Source organism: Allorhizobium sp. nf9_anc (assembly GCF_056323085.1).
In genome coordinates this window covers 3551044-3568817 of record NZ_CM150481.1, presented here as the reverse complement: position 1 = coordinate 3568817, position 17774 = coordinate 3551044, and the positions used below count along the sequence as shown (strand labels likewise).

Sequence of the window (17774 nt, the reverse complement as noted above, 5' to 3'; positions counted from 1 at the left end):
AGGACCTGAACCATGCCTGCCACCAAACCCGATATCCGCCGTCTGTCCAAAGCCGATGCCCTCGCTCACTTGCCCCGCCTTTGCGAGGCCCTGTCCGATTGCGTGGAAGACGGCGCATCGCTCGGCTTCATGTCGCCCTTTACGCCCAAGGACGGCGAGGCATTCTGGCAAGGCGTGGCCGAGGCGGTGGGGCGCGGTGAGGTTCTTCTCTACGGCGCCTTTGTCCGCGATAGACTGGTTGGCACAGTGCAGGTCGGGTTTGCGTCCAAGCCGAACCAGCCGCATCGGGGTGACCTAATGAAGCTGCTCGTACACCGCGATGCCCGTGGCCTGGGCTTGTCGAAAGCGCTGATGGCGGCGGCGGAAGCCGGCGCAGCAGAGGCCGGGCGCACGCTGCTGGTGCTCGACACGGCAGCCGGCGAGCTTGCGGAGACGCTCTACGAGAAGCTCGGCTGGCAGCGTTCGGGCGTCATTCCGAACTACGCGCTGTTCCCGGATGGTCGCTATTGCGACACCGTCATCTTCTGGAAGACTGTGGCTTGAACGCATCGCTGCCAAGCGATTGAGATGTCGCCCAAAAAACGTCCGGCCCCCACTCTTCACATTCCTGTGAGCATAGGCTTATCGTCCCGCAATTCGGCAGCCAGGGAGGCGCTTATGGTCGGAAACGGGATTTTGAAATGGGTGGCCTTGGGCTTGACCATGGCAGTGGCGGCGCCGGCGTTTTCGGCAGACGTCACCTTCGTCATGCGCAACGACCATCCGAATGCCGTCGAGGTCGAACTCTATAGTCAGGACCGCGAATATGTCTGGCCCGGCAATGGTGATGTCTTCTACCTCGACGACGGCGAGACCAAGCAGATCCCGCTGTCCTGCGAGGAAGGCGAGACGATCTGCTACGGCGCCTGGATTTCCGGCGACAAGCAGAGCTACTGGGGCACGGGTCCCGACAACGCCGAGACTTGCGAAAACTGCTGCTACACCTGCACCGGTGGCGAGACCGAGCAGATCAATCTGACCGAGTAAGACCAGATCGGCGGGGGCCGAGGGGCGGGGGGCGATTTTCTGGTCGAATGACCAAGAAAATCGCCCCCTTTGCACTTGTGGCTGAGGCGTGGACGGCGCTAGTTTTCCTCCAAAACGACCAGAGGGAAAACACCACGACATGCGCGTATTCTATTCCGAAAAGCACAAGCTCCGAGACGCCAAGACCGAGCTGCATGGCGGCCTGCTGGTGAAACCCTTCGAGGGGCCTTTCCGCGCAGAATGGGTGCTGGCGGGCGTCAAGGAAGCGGGTTTCACCGATGTCCGCGCGCCGGCCGAGCACGGGCTCGAAACCGCGCTCAAGGTGCATGATGCCGGTTATCTCGAATTCCTGCGCACCTGCTGGGACCGCTGGCAGGCGCATGGCTTCGAAGGCGAGGCGATCGCGACCTCCTTCCCCTGCCGCCGCAGCCAGACGGGTCGCGTGCCGAAAAACATCGACGGCGCCGTCGGCTACTATACCAATTCGGCAGAGACCTCGATTTCCAAGGGCACCTATGAGGCGGCGATCGCCTCGATGGATGTCGCGCTGTCCGGTGCCGACTGGCTGAACGAAGGCAACCGCTTCGCCTTTTCGCTCTGCCGCCCGCCCGGCCACCATGCCGGCATCGATCTCTTCGGCGGCTATTGCTTCATCAACAACGCCGCCGTCGCCGCCCAGCGGCTCATCGATCACGGTGCGAAAAAAGTCGCGATCCTCGACGTCGACTTCCATCACGGCAACGGCACCCAGGACATCACCTATCGCCGCGGCGACATCTTCTTCGCTTCGCTGCATGGCGAGCCGGAAGACGCCTTCCCCTTCTTCCTCGGTTATGCCGACGAGACGGGCGAGGGCGAAGGCGAAGGTCTGAACGCCAACTACCCGATGCCCTCAGGCACTCCCTTCGACATCTGGTCGGCAGCGCTCGAAGACAGCCTGAAGAAGATCAAGGCCTATGGCGCGGAAGCAATCGTCGTCTCGCTCGGCGTCGATACCTTCGAGAAGGACCCGATCAGCTTCTTCAAGCTGAAGAGCCCTGACTATATCCGCATGGGCGAAATGATCGCGGCCAGTGGCGTGCCGGTGCTGACGCTCATGGAAGGCGGCTACGGCGTGCCGGAAATCGGGCTCAACGTCGCCAATGTGCTGAAGGGTCTCGAGGGCTGATGGCTGCGGCCGGCCTCAGGGTGTTTCCTGCCGCCGGCTCCAGCCTTTCTGGGCGCGCCAGAAGACGGTCGAATCCGCATAGCCGAGCACCTCGGCGATGCGCGCCTTTTGCACATGGGCCTCGAGCTGCGTGGCGGCGATGGCTTCCCGGGTTTCTCGCACGAGGTGGCGCAGCGAGGTTCCCTCTTCTGCAAGCCGACGCTGCAGGGTGCGGACCGAAATCCTGAGTTCGGCAGCGACGGACGGCAGCGTGATCGGCTTGTGCCCGAGATAGATGCCGATCAGAGCCCGCACCCGCTCGCTGATGCTGTCGGGCGTGATTGTCTTGCCGACCAGTTCCGCCACATGCCGTTCGAGCACGGCAGAAAGCGCCGGGTCCTCCTGGCGGTAGAGACGGGCGGCATCGCGGCCGTCGACGATGATGCGGTTGGCGGATTCACCGAACTTCAGCGGGCAGCGGAAAATGCGCTCCAGCACCGAACGATCCCGGGGCGCCAGATGCTCGAAATGCACCTCCAGCGGCTTCCAGCTCTTGGCAAAACACGAGCGCACCAGCTGACAGGAGGCGACGACGGAGAATTCGCTGTCCTGCCGCCTCGGCCACATCCGCGCATCCTCCAGCCGGTAGCTCCAGACGAGATTACCATCCTCCTCGAAGACCCCGGAACTCGTCGCGCTCTGTACCGTGTTCACGTATTTCGCCAGCCGTTCGAAGCCGGCGCGGATCGTGCCGGAGATCGAGAACAAGACGCCGATCGGGCCGATATCGCTCGGCTTGAACAGGGTGCCCAACCGGGCGCCGAGCGAGGGTTCGCCGGTGATGAGCGCCGCCTCTTCGAAGATCGCGACATAACGCGCCATGGGGATCATGGCGTAGGGATCGTCCAGCTGGCTGCGCAGAATGCCATGCGAGGCGAGCAAAAGGTCGGTCTTGCCGCTGCGTCGGTCGATTTGTTCGACGAGCGGGGCAAGCACTGAGGCCCGAATGGATGCAATTGCGGGCATTGGCCTGTTCATTTGCGGTGCAACTGCCATTTTCACCATCCTGAAACGGCCACGTGGCGCGGTTTATCGATTCAATGGCATGAAGTGCAATTTCGGGGCCAAAGTGTCGCGCCTACCCTCTTGATGAAAATCAAGCACAAGAGGGGTTCCCATGACATTACAATCTATTGCGGATGGTCCCACGGATCGGCTGGCGAAGAATTCCGTCGGCCTCGCGCATATCGTCTTCTTCGTCGTCGCGGCGGCAGCACCGCTGACCGCCGTGGTCGGTGCGACGCCGGCTGCTTTTGCCTTCGGCAATGGTGCGGGTGTCCCCGGTGCATTCGTGCTCGCCGGCATCCTCTATCTGCTGTTCTCGGTCGGCTTCACGGCCATGAGCCGCCATGTCGGCGGGGCCGGTGCCTTCTACACCTACATCACCCATGGGATCGGCAAGCCGGCCGGCGTCGGCGGCGCTCTGATGGCGCTGGTGACCTATTCGGCAGTCCAGATTGCCGTCTACGGCCTCTTCGGTCTGTTCATGGCCGGTGCCATGGCGCCGATCGTAGAACTGCCCTGGTGGGTCTGGTCCTTTGCAGCGCTTGTCATCGTGCATGTCTGCGGCCAGCGCAACATCGCCTTTTCCGGCGCAATCCTTGGTGTGTGCATGATCGCCGAGATAGCCATTTTGCTGCTCCTCGACATCGGTATCGTGATGGCCGGTGGCGGACCTGAAGGCTTCGGCTTCACGTCCTTTTCGCCCGCCACCGTCTTTGCGCCCGGTCTTGGCGTAGCCCTGGTCTTCGTTGTCGGTTCCTATATCGGCTTTGAGGCGACCGCGATCTTCGGCGAAGAGGCCGAGAACCCGGAAAAGACCATTCCGCGCGCAACTTATGTCGCGGTACTCCTGATCACCGGCTTCTACGCCTTCTCCACCTGGGCCATCGTCCAGTTCTACGGCCCCGCCGCCGTGCAGCCGACGGCAGCAGCGGGTCTCGAGGGCTTCTACTTTGCGGCAACCGACACCATTCTCGGCCCCTGGGCCTCGCAGGTGATGAACATCCTGCTGATCACCAGCCTGTTTGCCTGCATCCTTTCCTTCCACAACACGCTGAACCGCTACTTCTTTGCCCTCGGCCGCGAAGGTCTTGCCTTCAAGTTGCTCGGCAAGGTGCATCCGATGCATGGTTCGCCCTATGTCGCCGGCATGCTGCAGAGCGCGATTGCGGCGGTCGTCCTCGTGCTCTTCATCCTCGCCGGTGCCGACCCCTACACGGTCGTCTTCTCCTGGATGTCGGCGCTCGCGGTCATTGGCATCCTGGTTGTCCAGGCGCTGGTTTCCGTCGCGATCATTCTTTTCTTCCGCAAGGTGAAGACGACCCACGGCGTCTGGACCACGGTGATCGCGCCGGCGCTGGGGCTCATCGGCCTGCTGGGTGCGCTGGCTCTGGTGATCGCCAACCTGTCGCTGCTCTCAGGTTCCGAGAGCCAGATCGTCAAGGCCTTCCCCTATCTGATCGTGCTCATTGGCCTGGTCGGTGCAGCCTTCGCCATGCAGATCAAGAAGGCCAAACCCGAACTCTACGCCTCGCTCGGAAAAGCCTTCGAATGACCGCGCTCGACACCCTTCGCCCGACGGACCGGCTGTTGGCTGCTGTTCTCGTCGCCCTGACCGCCGCGACCATCTTGCTCGCCGCCGAGGCCCACGCCTTCTGCAATCTCTTCTGCATCCACGGTACGCCGATGGTTGAGGCGGAGATCTGCGCCAGCCGCGCCTGAGACGTCACGGGTGGCGCCCGCTTCCGGCGCCACCCCTCAAATCCACAAGATTGCCAAAGGACCGTTCCATGGACGCCGTCGTCGACACCATTTTCCACCCGCTCGATCCCTTGAGCCTGTCCGAAATCGCGGAAGCCGTCGCCATCCTCAAGGTCGAGAAGCCGCTCTCCGAGACCATCCGCTTCCCGATCATCCGGCTGGAAGAGCCTGCTAAGCCAGACCTCGCCGCCTTCCGGACCGGCAAGCCGCTGGCGCGTCTCGCTTTCATCCTGTCGCTTGATATCTCCAGCGGCGCGACGTTTGAGAGCATCGTTGACCTCTCGGCAAAGACGGTCGCCGACCACAAGCGACTGGCCCATGACGAACTGCCCTATGGCCAGCCGCCGGTCATGCTCTGCGAATTCGAGACGGTCGAGGCAACCGTCAAGTCCGATCAGCGCTGGATCGCGGCGGTTAAGAAGCGCGGCATCACGGACGAGGACATTCCGCTTGTCCAGATCGACCCGTTCTCCTCGGGTTATTTCGGCCTGGAATTCGAAAAGGGTCAGCGCATCGTGCGCGCCGTTTCCTACTGGCGTGAGGACGTCAGGGACAACGGCTATTCCCATCCGATCGAAGGCGTCGTCGCCGTGGTCGATCTGGTGAAGAACCAGGTGGTTGATCTGGTCGACGACGGCCGCATCATTCCGGTGCCGAAGAAGAAGCGCAATTACGGCCAGGAGGCTTTTCCCGAGACGCGCCAGGGGTTGAAACCCCTCGATATCGTCCAGCCGGAGGGGCCGAGCTTCACCGTCGACGGCTGGAAGGTGGACTGGCAGAACTGGTCCTTCCGCGTCGGCTTCACGCCGCGCGAAGGCCTCGTGCTGCATGAACTCGGCATCAAGGACGGCGGCAAGACCAGACCGATCGTCTTCCGCGCCTCGGTGACGGAAATGGTCGTGCCCTATGCCGATCCGACCGCGAACCACTTCTGGAAGAGCGCCTTCGACGCCGGTGAATATGGTCTCGGCCGTCTCGCCAATTGCCTGGAACTCGGCTGCGACTGCCTGGGGCATATTCACTATTTCGACGTGCCCTCGGCGGATGACTTCGGCCAGCCGATGGTGATGAAGAATGCCATCTGCATGCATGAGGAGGATTACGGCATCCTCTGGAAGCACTATGAATTCCGCAACGGCATCTTCGAGGTCCGCCGCTCGCGCCGACTGGTCATCTCCTTCTTCGCCACCGTCGGAAACTACGACTACGGCTTCTACTGGTATCTGTACCAGGACGGCACGATCCAGCTTGAGGCCAAGCTCACCGGCATCATCCAGACGGCAGCCGTCGCCCCCGGCGAGACCTATCAATGGGGCGGCATGGTCGACGACAATCTCGGCGGCCCGACGCATCAGCATTTCTTCAACGCCCGCCTGCACATGGATGTCGATGGCGGCGGCAATACCGTCACCGAGCATGAGTTCGTTCCCCGTCCTTGGGGCGACGACAACCCCTATGGCAACGTCTTCGACACCAAGACCAAGGTGCTGAAGCGCGAGCTGGATTCACCCGCTGTCGCCAATGGCGAGACCGGGCGTTACTGGAAGGTACACAACCCCAACGTGAAGAATTCCGTCGGCAAGGCGCCGGGCTACAAGATGGTCGTGATGCCGAGCCCCCTGATGCTGGCTCAGGAAGGCTCCACCGTTGCCCAGCGCGGTGGGTTTGCGAAGAAGCATATCTGGGTGACGGCCTTCGATCCGGCGGAGAAATATGCCTCCGGCGATTATCCGAACGTTCATGCAGGCGGCGATGGCCTGCCGAAATATGTCGCCCAGAACCGCGACATCGAGAATGCCGACGTGGTTCTCTGGCACTCCTTCGGCCACACCCATGTCTGCAAGCCGGAGGACTTTCCGATCATGCCGGTCGAATATGCCGGCTTCACGCTGAAGCCGAACGGCTTCTTCGACGCCAATATCGCGATGGATCTGCCGGCCGACAAAAACGGCCACAGCCGCGACAACCGCGAGGCGGATTGCTGTGCGCCGAAGGCCAAGACGAAAAGCGGCTGCTGCCACTGAGGTGGATGCCTGAAAACGAAAAGGCCCGGGTTTGATGCCCGGGCCTCTTGTCGTTTGCGACGATCGAAAGCGTCAGAGCGTGCCCTGGCGCTGCTGGATCATCTGATAGGTGTCGAAGCTGTATTCGGCGATCTGCGCCCAGAGATAGGCGTCCTGCTTGAACGTCTGCTGGCTGTCATAGAGCTTCTTGAACCACTCGTTCTTGGCCGAGAGATCCGCATAGGTTTCCTTGGCAGCCTTGTGGCAGGTGTCGAGGATGTCGGACGAGAAGGCACGCAGCTGCGCGCCGCCTGCGACAAGCTCGCGCAGCGCCTGGGCGTTGGACGCGTCGTAGCGGGCGAGCATGCGGGCGTTGGCGGCCGCACACGCGTCGGTCAGGATACGCTTGTAGTTTTCCGGCAGCGCATTGAACTTGTCGAGGTTGAAGAAGGCGTGGACCGTCGGGCCACCTTCCCACCAGGCCGGGTAGTAGTAGTAGGGTGCTACCTTGTAGAAGCCGAGCTTCAGATCGTCATAGGGACCGACGAATTCAGTCGCGTCGATCGTGCCCTTTTCCAGCGCCGGATAGACGTCGGAACCGGCGATCTGCTGCGGGGTCACGCCGACCTTGGCCATGATCTCGCCAGCGAGGCCGGCGATGCGCATCTTCAGACCCTTGAGGTCGTCGATGGTCTTGATTTCCTTGCGGTACCAGCCGCCCATCTGAGCACCGGTATTGCCGGCCGGAAGCGCGTAGAGCTTGTGGGATGCCAGAAACTCGTTGAGCAGCTCGTTGCCACCGCCAGCCGTGAACCAGGAATTGGTCATGCGGGCGTTGAGGCCGAAGGGAATGGCCGTGCCGAGCGCAAAGGCCGGGTCCTTGCCGATATAATAGTAGCAGCAGGTGTGGCCCATCTCGACGGTGTCGGCGGTGACGGCGTCAGCCACCTGCAGCGGCGGCACGATTTCACCGGCAGCGAAGACCTGGATCTCGAACTGGCCGTCGGTCGCCTTCGACACGCTTTCAGCGATGTCGGTCGCGGCACCGAAGATGATGTCGAGGCTCTTCGGGAAGGACGATGCGAGGCGCCAGGTAACCTTGGGGTTTTCCTGGGCGATGGCGGGCGCTGCAAGTGCGGCTGCCCCGACGCCGGCAACGCCGGCCTGCTTGAAGAATTGACGGCGGTTCATGATCTCTTGCCTCTGATTGTACGCACTCCTCCAGCTCCCGCGGCGGGTCTAGTCGGGCAGGGCAGGGAGTGCAAGGTCAAATGCTCAGGAAATTGTCCGGCAACCGGACCAAAATTGCGTTTTGTTTCGCCGGACCGTTGTTCCACGCAAGGAACCGTCAGGTCGGGCTGCGCAGGCGGGGATCGTCGAGAGCAGGATTGTAGAAAAGCGACAGCACGAGGCTTTTGGCAATGCGCTCGGCGCTCGCCATGAACCAGCGATGCGCGTCTTCAGTCGCGCCGATCTGGATCAGCGTGTCGGAGAACAGCTGCAGCCATTGCAGGAAGAGGCCTTCCGCCATGCCGTCGACGCCCTGATGCGCCATGACGGGCTTGCCGCCATAGGCGCCGGTCTTGAAGGCGACGGAGCCCCAGAAGGCCTTCATCTTGATCATGTGGTCGGGCCAGCGCCCGGCAAGCCGCCCCTCGAAGACAGGTCCGAGATCCGGGTGCTGGCGGATATTGCCATAAAAGGTCTCCACCATCCGATCGATGAAGGCGGCGTCCACGCCCATGGCAGCCATCTCGGCTTCGGAGCGGGCGGTGATTTCGGCGCGGTGGGCGGCGCGACCGGTGAGATCCGTGGTCATGGTGTGTCTCGTCACTGATGTCTGTCTGAGGGGTGATGAACCTCATCATGCAAATGGTCCATGCGGCATCTTGATACAAGCCTCCATCTGCCCTAAGTTTAGAATTATTCTAATTTGATTGGTGGTCGCCATGTTCAGCATTTCATTCCGGGGCAGCAAGCGCGCCTTCGAGACGCTCTCCGAACAGGAGATCTTGGCGCTCGCCATCTCCTCCGAGGAGGACGACGCACGCATCTACCTCGCCTATGCCGATCAGCTGCGCGGTGAGTTTCCACAATCGGCCAAGGTCTTCGAGGACATGGCCGAGGTCGAGCACACTCACCGCAACATGCTGATCGAAATGCATCGCGGCCGCTTCGGCGATCGCATCCCGCTGATCCGCCGCGAGCATGTGCGCGGCTTCTATGATCGCAAGCCCGACTGGCTGCGCAAGAACCAGACGCTCGACCAGATCCGCGAAGAGGCGATGCGGATGGAAGACGGGGCCTATCGCTTCTACCATGAAGCCGCCCAGCACACGTCCGATGCCGGTATCCGCAAGCTGCTCGGGGACCTCGCCATGGCCGAACAGGGCCATGAAGAGGTCGCGACCATGCTCGGCGAGCGGCATCTGCCGGAGGATGCCCGGGCGACGGAAGACGAGACGAAGAAGCGCCAGTTCGTGCTCACCTATGTCCAGCCGGGCCTGGCGGGGCTGATGGACGGCTCCGTATCGACGCTCGCCCCGATCTTTGCAGCGGCGTTCGCGACGGGGGACACATGGTCGACCTTCCTGATCGGCCTGTCGGCCTCCGTGGGTGCCGGTATCTCCATGGGCTTCACCGAGGCAGCCCATGACGACGGCAAGCTCTCGGGCCGCGGCTCACCGCTGAAGCGTGGCCTTGCCTCCGGCATCATGACCACCGTCGGCGGCCTCGGTCACGCCTTGCCTTATCTCATTCCGCATTTCTGGACCGCCACGATCACGGCGATCATCGTCGTCTTCTTCGAACTCTGGGCAATCGCCTTCATCCAGAACCGCTACATGGAGACGCCCTTCTGGCGCGCCGCCATGCAGGTGGTGCTCGGCGGCTCGCTGGTGCTCGCCGCCGGCGTCCTGATCGGGCAGGGGTAGCGGGCAAAAGCGAGGCTTGACGGAGCCTCATCCAGGACTGTCATCTGGCGATCATCGAAACGCATTATGGCGCATCCATGAAAGCCTCTCCCGCGACCATCGGTCTGGGCGTCACAATGACCATCGGTTACGGGACGCTCTACTATTCCTTCTCCGTGCTTGCCCCCGAGATCGCCCGCGAATTCGGCTGGGGGCAGGCTTATGTCTTCGGTGTCTTCTCCTTCGGGCTGCTCGCGGGTGCGGTAGCGGCCCCGGTGCTGGGCCGTCTTGTCGATCGCTTCGGGGCCCGATTGATCCTCTGCCTCGGCTCGATCGCCGCCACCATCTCTCTCGCCCTGTTTGCCGTCATGCAGAATGCCTGGCAGTTTGCTGCAATTACGCTGGTGGCCGAGTTTGTTGCGCTCGCGGTCCAGTATGATGCGGGCTTTGCGGCCCTTGCCCAGAGCCATGGGCGCGAGGCCCGCGCCCATATCACGCTGGTGACGCTGATCGCGGGCTTTGCCTCCACGGTCTTCTGGCCGCTCCTGCAGTGGTTGCTCACCTGGATGGACTGGCGCGATGTCTATCTCGTCCTGGCGGCGATGAACCTTCTGATCGCTTTGCCCATCCATCTCGCTTTGCCGCGGGCTCGGATCAGTGAGCCGGATGCTGCCCGTGTCGAACAGCCGAGCGAGGACTTGAAACCCGACGGAGAGCGCAGGCGCCGGATGGTGCTGATGGGGACGGCCTTCGCGGCGGGCGGCTTCGTCATGTCTGCGGTCGGCGCCACGCTTCTCGTCCTGATGCGCGATCTCGGCTACGCGACCGCGATGGCGACACTGGCCGGCAGCCTCATCGGACCGAGCCAGGTGACCGCGCGCCTGGTGGAATATGCGCGGCGCAACCTTTTTGCCCCGCCGCTGACCGCGCTTATAGCAGCCTTCGCCATGGCGCTCGGCATGGTTTTGCTGGCCGGTGCGCTCTGGGCACCGCTTGCCGGCTTCGCCATCGCCTTTGCGGTCTTCTATGGTGCGGGTCAGGGATTGACGTCCATCGTCCGTGGCGTACTGCCGCTGCATTACTTCGGCACGGCAGGTTATGGGCGGACCATGGGTTCGCTTGCGTCCGCAAGGATCATCGCTTCGGCGATCGCGCCGGTCTCGGTGATCTGGCTGAACGAAGCGCTGGGACCGTCTGCCGCGCTCGGCGCGCTCATTGCGGTCTCCGGCGTCGCTGTTGTCGCGACGCTGGCGCTCACCCGACGGTGAAAGCTTGGATTACTGCAGCGCGCCGACGAGCACGTCGGATGTGCCGTTCTCGATCGTGACCCAGCGGCCGCTGTCGGTCGACGACTGGCGCTTGAGGAAGGCGTAGCGCGTCTCGGTCCAGAGCTTGACCTCGTCATTGAGGTTGTCGAGCACGAAGTCGCCGGACTGGGTACGGACGGTCAGCACCGCATGGCCCTCGCCATCCGGCTTGCGGACGACGGTGATCAGGAGGTCGGCGGCCGAAAAGCCGGCTTCCATCAGCTTCTTGCGCTTGAGCAGGACAAAATCTTCGCAATCGCCGAGATCGACGGGATAGGCCCAGACTTCCTCGTGGCCGTAGATCTCTGCATCCGTCATCGGCACGATGGCATGATTGACGCTGGCATTGATGTCTTGCACCACGCCCCAGCCATGGTCAGTGACCTTCGGCGGCGTCGAGGGGCGGTTGCGCAGGGCGCATTCCTGGGGAATGGTCTTGCAGAACTCGTAATGGCCGATGGGCTGGGAGGTGACGTTGCCGGTGATCATCGATCGCAGCGACTGCGGCGCCGAGAAGCCCGCATGAGCAGGCGCAAGAACTGCAACCGCGATGATGAGCGCCTTGATGGCGCGCGAGCCGTTCGTCATGAACACGTCCCCTGTATCCTTAACAAAACGTTAAGATTGCAGGAGGACATGAGTCAACGCCGTGGGGGGTGCTCACCCACGCAATTCATCCGCTATGGTTAAAATGCGACAGTTCGAACCCTCGGAAAGAGAAACGGTTCCCAAGGAAGGCCAAGATATCGAAAACCCGTGATATTCAGAGCATCGAGAGGATGGCCGCTTTCATGCGGGCGATATCCTCCGGGCGCGACAGGCGGTGGTCTCCATCGCGAATCAGGGTGAGCACGACATCGTCCAGCGGCAGGAATTCCATCAGCTTCAAGGCGTGCTGATACGGCACATCCGGGTCCTTCATGCCTTGCAGGATATGGACAGGGCAGCCCGTCTCGATCAGCCCCGTCAGCACCCGGTTGTCATTCCCGTCTTCCATGAGTGCGCGGGTGAAGATGTTCGGCTCCGGGCTATACTCGGACGGTTCCTCGAAATAGCCGCGTTCGGCAAGCGACTGCCGCTCAGCCTCCGTCAGGCTGGGTTCGATGAGTTCAGACGTGAAGTCGGGCGCCGGTGCGATCAGCACCAGGCCGTCGACCTTAAAGGGTAGATTGAGGCGGCGCGCCTCCTGAATGACGCGCAGCGCAATCCAGCCGCCCATGGACGAGCCGATCAGGACGACCTTGCTGACGCCTGTTGCCGCGATGACGGCGAGCGCCTCCTCGGTCCAGCGCGAAATGGTGCCCTTGGCAAAATCCCCGCCCGATACGCCGTGGCCGGAATAGTCGAAGCGGATGGCCGTTATGCCCTGCTCTGCGGCCAGCGCGTCCATCTCGATCGCCTTGGTGCCCGACATGTCGGAGCGATAGCCGCCGAGCCAGACGAGAGCCGGACGATCAGCATCCGTGCCGAGACGGGTGATCACTGCGATGTCGCGCGCCGTCTCGGCGGCTCCGACGGTGATCGTGGTCTGTCTGAGGATGTTGGCCCTGTCGGTCATTGCGTGCTCCTTTTGTCGACGGTTGTAAAACACATTCAGGAACTCACCGACAACAGGTGATTTTCTTTCGGAAGCATGCTATTGACACTGCCGTCGCAGATATCACATAGCCCTTTGACGCGGATGCGCGCGGGGAAACGCTGCGACATTCCGAAATTGTTTGAGGAGAATACGACCATTCGCAGACCGTTCAAGACCGATGCCCCCGTGAAGGACGGGCCGCGCTCCAACCGTGAAATCCGCATTCCGAAAGTCCAGCTGATCAATGAAGAGGGCGTGAACCTCGGTGTCATCGCGACGGATCAGGCGTTGCGCATGGCGGAAGAAGCCGGGCTCGATCTGGTCGAGATTTCGCCGAATGCCGAGCCTCCGGTCTGCAAGATCCTCGACCTTGGCAAGCTGAAATACGCCAACCAGAAGAAGGCGGCTGAAGCGCGCAAGAAGCAGAAGATCGTCGAGGTCAAGGAAATCAAGATGCGTCCCAACATCGACACCCATGATTATGAGGTGAAGATGAAGGCGATGAACCGCTTCTTCGAAGAGGGCGACAAGGTCAAGGTGACCCTGAAGTTCCGCGGCCGCGAAATGGCCCACCAGGAACTCGGCATGAAGCTTCTGCTTCAGGTCAAGGAAGACACACTCGGCATCGCCAAGGTCGAAGCCGAGCCGAAGCTTGAAGGCCGTCAGATGATGATGGTTCTCGCTCCGAAGTGAGCTTGAGACGAGCGTGACGTTAAAAAGGCCGCCCCTCGGGGCGGCTTTTGACGTTTTGCAGCTTTCTTTCAGCCTCCGATTCCCGCCCCGACAAGGGCCCGCTCGGCTGACAGATCCCTGACAACACCGCGCGCCGCTTTGTCAGCGTGCCTGGTGCATCATCCTCCCATCGAAACACATCGAGCCCCTTCTGGAGGAAATCTGATGACCAAGCTCCTTCGCCGCGCACTGCTGGTATCCAGCACCGCATTGATCGCAATCACCTTCGTTCCGACGCTGGGCGCCATGCTCCCAGGTTCTCTCGCAGCGCTCGTTTCCGATGAGGCCCAGGCCCGCGGCGGCGACGACGATGGTGATGACGACAGCGGCAGCGAAAGCGACGACAGCGGTCGCGACAGTGACAGCGACCGTGACGACAGCGACGACGACAGTTCGGGCCGGGATCGCAGCAGCAGCAGCGACGACGATGATGACGATGACGACAGCCGTGGTCGCGGCCGGGGTCGTGGCGGCGATGATGCTGACGATGATTCCGTCGACGACGACGATGATGACAACGGCCGTGGCCGTGGCGGTGACCGCGATGAAATCCGCCTGATCGTCAACGAAAACCAGCTGTCCGGACTGCTCAGCGGCTCGATGATCCCGGTCGACCAGAATGGCAAGCGCCTTGGCTTCGAGGTCGAGCAGGAGCATGGCCAGACGGAAATCAAGCTTCGGGCGCCGAAGGGAACGTTGACGGGCGTCACCGTCATTCCTGCACCCTAATCGAACCGGAACGGCGAAGCCCGAGCCGCCGCGGGTAATTTCGATCCGTTTCGCCCCGTCCGGCCCCCACCGGACGGGGATAGCTTTTCTTCTGTTGGCTGCGGAGGCCGGCCACGCTACTCTCACCTGAACACTGATCGAGCCACCATGGACCGTCGTCTTTTCTTGATTGCATTCTTGGGCATTCTGAGCCCCGGCATTTTGCCGGTGGGCAGCGCTTTGGCCAAGGATGGCGGCGACAGCGACAGTGACAGCGGTGGGGACGACGACGGTGGCGACGACAACAGCGGGAGCGGCGGCGGTGGCTCCGACCGCGACGACGATGATGACGATGACGACGGCGGTGGCCGCGACAGAGACGACGATGACGACGATGACAAGGATGATGACGACGACGATTCCGGCAAATCCGGAAGTCGCCGGGATCACCAGAAAGCCCGCGATGCGGTGGATGAGGGACGCATCCTGCCGCTGCGAGAAATTCTGAAGCGCGTCGATGATCACGGTGGCGGACGGGTGATCTCGGTCGATCTCAACCTGAAGGCCCGTGATCCCTACTATACCTTGAAGGTCCAGAGCGGTTCCCGCGTCCGGACAATCAAGCTTGAAGCCGCGACCGGGCGTAAGCTCAATCTCTTCGGATGGTGAACCATGCGCATTCTGCTCGCTGAGGACGATCAGACCATTGCGGACCACACCCGCAACAAGCTCGAGCTTGAGGGTTTCATCGTCGACCATCGGACAACAGGACCGGATGTCTGGGCGGAAGGGGAGACAGGCGATTACGGTGCCATCATCCTCGACCTGGGCCTGCCGGGCATGGATGGCCTGTCGATCCTGAAGCGCTGGCGGGCCACGGGGGTGGAAACACCGATCCTGGTCCTGACGGCCCGCGGCTCCTGGATGGAGCGAGTGGATGGCTTCGATGCGGGTGCCGACGACTATCTGCCCAAGCCTTTCCGCAGCGAAGAGCTAATTGCGCGCCTGAAGGCGCTGCTTCGGCGCGCAGGTGGGCGGTCCCGGACAACGGCCACAGCAGGCGGTGGCTTCGTACTGGACGAGAGCACGCGGCGTGTCACCTATGATGAGCGCCCAATCGAACTGACGCCGCTGGAGTTCCGTCTTCTCAGCATGCTGGTTGCCGAACCGAGCCGCGTCTTCGATCCGCTGGAAATTGCCAGACAGGTTCAGGGCCGCGACGACGATGCCGGCAAGAATGCGGTGGAGGCCATGGTCGCCCGCATTCGCCGCAAGACCCACCCGTCTGCGATCGCGACCCGTCGTGGCTTCGGCTACACGCTGGCCGGCGAGGGTGCATGACACAGTCTCTGCGCCTGCGTCTCTTCATCGGAGCCGTTCTGGCGATTGCCTTCATCCTGCTGCTGGTCGCATCCGGCCTCAGTCGAATCTTCTCCAACTATGTCGCCGACCGCTACCGGGCGGACATGTCGGCGATCATCGACCAGCTTGCGGCGGGCGTGGAGTTTCAGGGCGCACAGGCCCTGATGAAGAACGAGCCGGGAGATCCGAGGTTCGAACTGCCGGGAAGCGGGCTGTATTGGGAAATCGTGGCCGAGGATGGCGTGGTCTTCCGCTCGCGCTCGCTCTGGGACATCGAGCTCGAGCCGGAGGGGCTTCTGGATGGACCCTATGGCTTTCGCGAGGGGGTTGGCCCCGATGGCGAGCCCCTGCTGGTTCAACTGCGGCAGATCGAAATCGAGAACCCTGATGCGACGCGCCCCTTGACGCTGCTTGCAGCTTTCGACCGCAGGGTCATCGACGACGCGATCTCGCAATATCATGGTGCCATGACCATCATGCTCGTCCTGACGGCGGCGGTGCTTCTCGCCGCCGCCTTCATGCAGATCGGCATCGGGCTTGCGCCGCTCTCCAGGCTGCAGAATGGACTGGCGCTGGTGCGATCCGGCCGGACCGATCAATTACCGAGTGCCGGGCCGACGGAGCTGCGTCCGCTCGTCAGCGAGTTGAATGGCTTGCTGAAAGAACGCGAAACAGCGGTCGAGCGGGCCCGTGCGCGGGCGAGTGATCTCGCACACGGTTTGAAGACCCCGCTGACGGTTCTGCTGCAGCTCTCCGACAATTTGCCGCCACGCGAGCAGACGCTCATCCGCCAGCAGGTCGACCTCATCAGGCAGCGTGCCGACCGGCAGCTGCAATCGGCCCGCCTCGGCGTCGAGCAGATGGCGCAGACCGGGCTTGCCTCTCTCACTGGCAAGCTGATTTCGGTTCTGGCACCCGTCACCGCCGCACGCGATGTTCTCTGGCATGTCGACCTCGACGAGCAGCTGACCGTCGACATGGACCCGGCCGATCTTGCGGAGGCGCTGGGCAATGTGCTCGACAATGCCACCCGCTTTGCAAGATCGGAAATCAGGGTGACGGCCGAGCGCGAGAAGGACTGCGTCAGACTTGACGTCGAAGACGATGGGGCAGGTGTCGCTGAGGAGGCCCTGTCGGAGATTGCCACACGCGGGGTACATATCGGCGAGGATGAGGGCACGGGTCTCGGGCTTGCGATCACCGCCGATATTCTGACCGCCTATGGCGGCTCAATCGCCTTTTCACGCGCGGCATCGGATGGTTTGAAGGTGAGCCTTCGCCTGCCTGTGACAGCCTAGTCGAAGATTCACCTCGGCCACCCGTTGCGCTTTCTTGGGTCTGCGGTTATAAGCGCCCGTCCGAACGGTCCGGCAGGGCATGCCGTGGCCGTTCTTTATGCTTGAAAACGGGCATTCGTCTGCCTGTTTCGATACAAGAACAATGGAGTAGCAAAATGCCCAAGATGAAGACGAAATCCTCCGCGAAAAAGCGGTTCAAGATCACGGCTTCCGGCAAGGTCCTCGCGGCTGCTGCTGGTAAGCGTCACGGCATGATCAAGCGGTCCAACAAGTTCATTCGCGATGCCCGCGGCACGATGGTTCTGGCTGAACCTGACGGCAAGAAGGTCATCAAGAACTACCTGCCGAACGGTCTCTGAGACCCGATCGCTGTTGGACAATTAAGGAGATCATGACATGGCACGCGTAAAACGTGGCGTAACTTCCCGCGCCAAGCACAACAAGGTATTCAAGCAGGCCAAGGGCTTCTACGGCCGCCGCAAGAACACGATCCGCGCAGCAAAGGCTGCCGTTGATCGTTCGAAGCAGTTTGCTTACCGCGACCGCAAGAACAACAAGCGCAACTTCCGCGCTCTGTGGATCCAGCGTATCAACGCTGCCGTCCGCGAACACGGCCTGACCTACGGCCGCTTCATCGACGGCCTGAACAAGGCTGGCATCGAAGTCGACCGCAAGGTTCTGTCCGACATGGCTATCCATGAGACGGCAACGTTTGCAAAGCTGGTCGAAGCTTCCAAGAAGGCGCTTGCCTATCTCAAGGACGCCGGCACGGCCAACGAGTTTGAAAGCGCGGTCAAGTAAGCCAGCGCTTCCCGACTGAATTCATGTATTGGGAAACCCGCGCTGGTACGGCTGGCGCGGGTTTTTCTTTGACCGT

At 62.1% G+C, this 17774-nt stretch carries 20 protein-coding genes; 15 read left to right on the top strand and 5 right to left on the bottom strand.

The features are described 5' to 3' along the window. Positions 1 to 12 precede the first annotated feature (12 nt). The 3 genes from AC02Y0_RS17430 to AC02Y0_RS17420 all read left to right on the top strand — a co-directional run bounded on the left by AC02Y0_RS17430 (position 13) and on the right by AC02Y0_RS17420 (position 2194). Positions 13 to 543 carry an N-acetyltransferase family protein gene (locus tag AC02Y0_RS17430; protein WP_476380101.1) on the top strand — a complete coding sequence of 177 codons (531 nt, stop codon included), beginning with the start codon at positions 13 to 15 and terminating at the stop codon, positions 541 to 543. A gap of 159 nt (positions 544 to 702) precedes the next feature. Beyond that, positions 703 to 1026, top strand: a complete 324-nt coding sequence (locus AC02Y0_RS17425; RefSeq protein ID WP_476384070.1) for a hypothetical protein — start codon at positions 703 to 705, stop codon at positions 1024 to 1026. A 139-nt stretch (positions 1027 to 1165) separates the two neighbouring features. After that, entirely contained in the window at positions 1166 to 2194 is a 1029-nt protein-coding gene (locus AC02Y0_RS17420) for a histone deacetylase family protein (RefSeq protein ID WP_476380100.1), read from the top strand. A 15-nt stretch (positions 2195 to 2209) separates the two neighbouring features. On the opposite strand, the gene AC02Y0_RS17415 is transcribed toward AC02Y0_RS17420, so the two are convergent. After that, positions 2210 to 3229 carry an AraC family transcriptional regulator gene (locus tag AC02Y0_RS17415; protein ID WP_476380099.1) on the bottom strand — a complete coding sequence of 340 codons (1020 nt, stop codon included), beginning with the start codon at positions 3227 to 3229 and terminating at the stop codon, positions 2210 to 2212. Positions 3230 to 3350: 121 nt separating this feature from the next. Here AC02Y0_RS17415 and AC02Y0_RS17410 point away from each other — a divergent pair, with 121 nt between their 5' ends. From AC02Y0_RS17410 to AC02Y0_RS17400, 3 genes are all read left to right on the top strand, one after another. Beyond that, entirely contained in the window at positions 3351 to 4790 is a 1440-nt protein-coding gene (locus AC02Y0_RS17410; RefSeq protein ID WP_476380098.1) for an APC family permease, read from the top strand. Next, the gene (locus AC02Y0_RS17405; RefSeq protein ID WP_476380097.1) at positions 4787 to 4957 is read left to right on the top strand and encodes a hypothetical protein; all 171 of its coding nucleotides are present in this window, start codon (positions 4787 to 4789) and stop codon (positions 4955 to 4957) included. Before AC02Y0_RS17410 ends, AC02Y0_RS17405 begins: the two co-directional genes overlap by 4 nt. A gap of 68 nt (positions 4958 to 5025) precedes the next feature. Continuing rightward, entirely contained in the window at positions 5026 to 7020 is a 1995-nt protein-coding gene (locus tag AC02Y0_RS17400) for a primary-amine oxidase (RefSeq protein WP_476380096.1), read from the top strand. Positions 7021 to 7092: 72 nt separating this feature from the next. On the opposite strand, the gene AC02Y0_RS17395 is transcribed toward AC02Y0_RS17400, so the two are convergent. Together AC02Y0_RS17395 and AC02Y0_RS17390 are read right to left on the bottom strand one after the other, a co-directional pair. Then, positions 7093 to 8190: a TRAP transporter substrate-binding protein gene (locus AC02Y0_RS17395; protein WP_476380095.1), complete on the bottom strand. Its 1098-nt coding sequence runs from the start codon at positions 8188 to 8190 to the stop codon at positions 7093 to 7095. A 157-nt stretch (positions 8191 to 8347) separates the two neighbouring features. Further along, positions 8348 to 8818: a group III truncated hemoglobin gene (locus tag AC02Y0_RS17390; RefSeq protein ID WP_476380094.1), complete on the bottom strand. Its 471-nt coding sequence runs from the start codon at positions 8816 to 8818 to the stop codon at positions 8348 to 8350. 130 nt (positions 8819 to 8948) lie between these two features. Here AC02Y0_RS17390 and mbfA point away from each other — a divergent pair, with 130 nt between their 5' ends. Together mbfA and AC02Y0_RS17380 are read left to right on the top strand one after the other, a co-directional pair. Further along, entirely contained in the window at positions 8949 to 9932 is a 984-nt protein-coding gene (gene mbfA / locus AC02Y0_RS17385) for an iron exporter MbfA (RefSeq protein ID WP_476380093.1), read from the top strand. A 77-nt stretch (positions 9933 to 10009) separates the two neighbouring features. Further along, a complete protein-coding gene (locus AC02Y0_RS17380) occupies positions 10010 to 11179 on the top strand; it encodes an MFS transporter (RefSeq protein ID WP_476380092.1) in 1170 nt (389 codons plus the stop codon). Positions 11180 to 11188: 9 nt separating this feature from the next. Here the strand turns inward: AC02Y0_RS17380 and AC02Y0_RS17375 are convergent, their stop codons facing one another. Together AC02Y0_RS17375 and AC02Y0_RS17370 are read right to left on the bottom strand one after the other, a co-directional pair. Beyond that, complete coding sequence (locus AC02Y0_RS17375) at positions 11189 to 11806, bottom strand: transglutaminase-like cysteine peptidase (RefSeq protein WP_476380091.1); 618 nt, start codon at positions 11804 to 11806, stop codon at positions 11189 to 11191. A 175-nt stretch (positions 11807 to 11981) separates the two neighbouring features. Then, the gene (locus AC02Y0_RS17370; RefSeq protein WP_476380090.1) at positions 11982 to 12776 is read right to left on the bottom strand and encodes an alpha/beta hydrolase; all 795 of its coding nucleotides are present in this window, start codon (positions 12774 to 12776) and stop codon (positions 11982 to 11984) included. A gap of 177 nt (positions 12777 to 12953) precedes the next feature. Here AC02Y0_RS17370 and infC point away from each other — a divergent pair, with 177 nt between their 5' ends. From infC to rplT, 7 genes are all read left to right on the top strand, one after another. Next, positions 12954 to 13490: a translation initiation factor IF-3 gene (gene infC / locus AC02Y0_RS17365; protein ID WP_245407988.1), complete on the top strand. Its 537-nt coding sequence runs from the start codon at positions 12954 to 12956 to the stop codon at positions 13488 to 13490. A gap of 204 nt (positions 13491 to 13694) precedes the next feature. Next, on the top strand, positions 13695 to 14258 hold the full coding sequence (locus tag AC02Y0_RS17360; RefSeq protein WP_476380089.1) for a hypothetical protein: 564 nt from the start codon (positions 13695 to 13697) through the stop codon (positions 14256 to 14258). 177 nt (positions 14259 to 14435) lie between these two features. Continuing rightward, positions 14436 to 14906 carry a PepSY domain-containing protein gene (locus AC02Y0_RS17355; protein ID WP_476380088.1) on the top strand — a complete coding sequence of 157 codons (471 nt, stop codon included), beginning with the start codon at positions 14436 to 14438 and terminating at the stop codon, positions 14904 to 14906. Between the two features lie 3 nt (positions 14907 to 14909). Beyond that, the gene (locus tag AC02Y0_RS17350; protein WP_476380087.1) at positions 14910 to 15578 is read left to right on the top strand and encodes a response regulator transcription factor; all 669 of its coding nucleotides are present in this window, start codon (positions 14910 to 14912) and stop codon (positions 15576 to 15578) included. Beyond that, complete coding sequence (locus AC02Y0_RS17345) at positions 15575 to 16897, top strand: sensor histidine kinase (RefSeq protein WP_476380086.1); 1323 nt, start codon at positions 15575 to 15577, stop codon at positions 16895 to 16897. The genes AC02Y0_RS17350 and AC02Y0_RS17345 overlap by 4 nt, the downstream gene beginning before the upstream one ends. A 155-nt stretch (positions 16898 to 17052) precedes the next feature. Beyond that, positions 17053 to 17256 carry a 50S ribosomal protein L35 gene (gene rpmI / locus AC02Y0_RS17340; protein ID WP_102020677.1) on the top strand — a complete coding sequence of 68 codons (204 nt, stop codon included), beginning with the start codon at positions 17053 to 17055 and terminating at the stop codon, positions 17254 to 17256. A 37-nt stretch (positions 17257 to 17293) separates the two neighbouring features. Continuing rightward, positions 17294 to 17698, top strand: a complete 405-nt coding sequence (gene rplT / locus AC02Y0_RS17335; protein WP_102020678.1) for a 50S ribosomal protein L20 — start codon at positions 17294 to 17296, stop codon at positions 17696 to 17698. Positions 17699 to 17774: the final 76 nt, after the last annotated feature.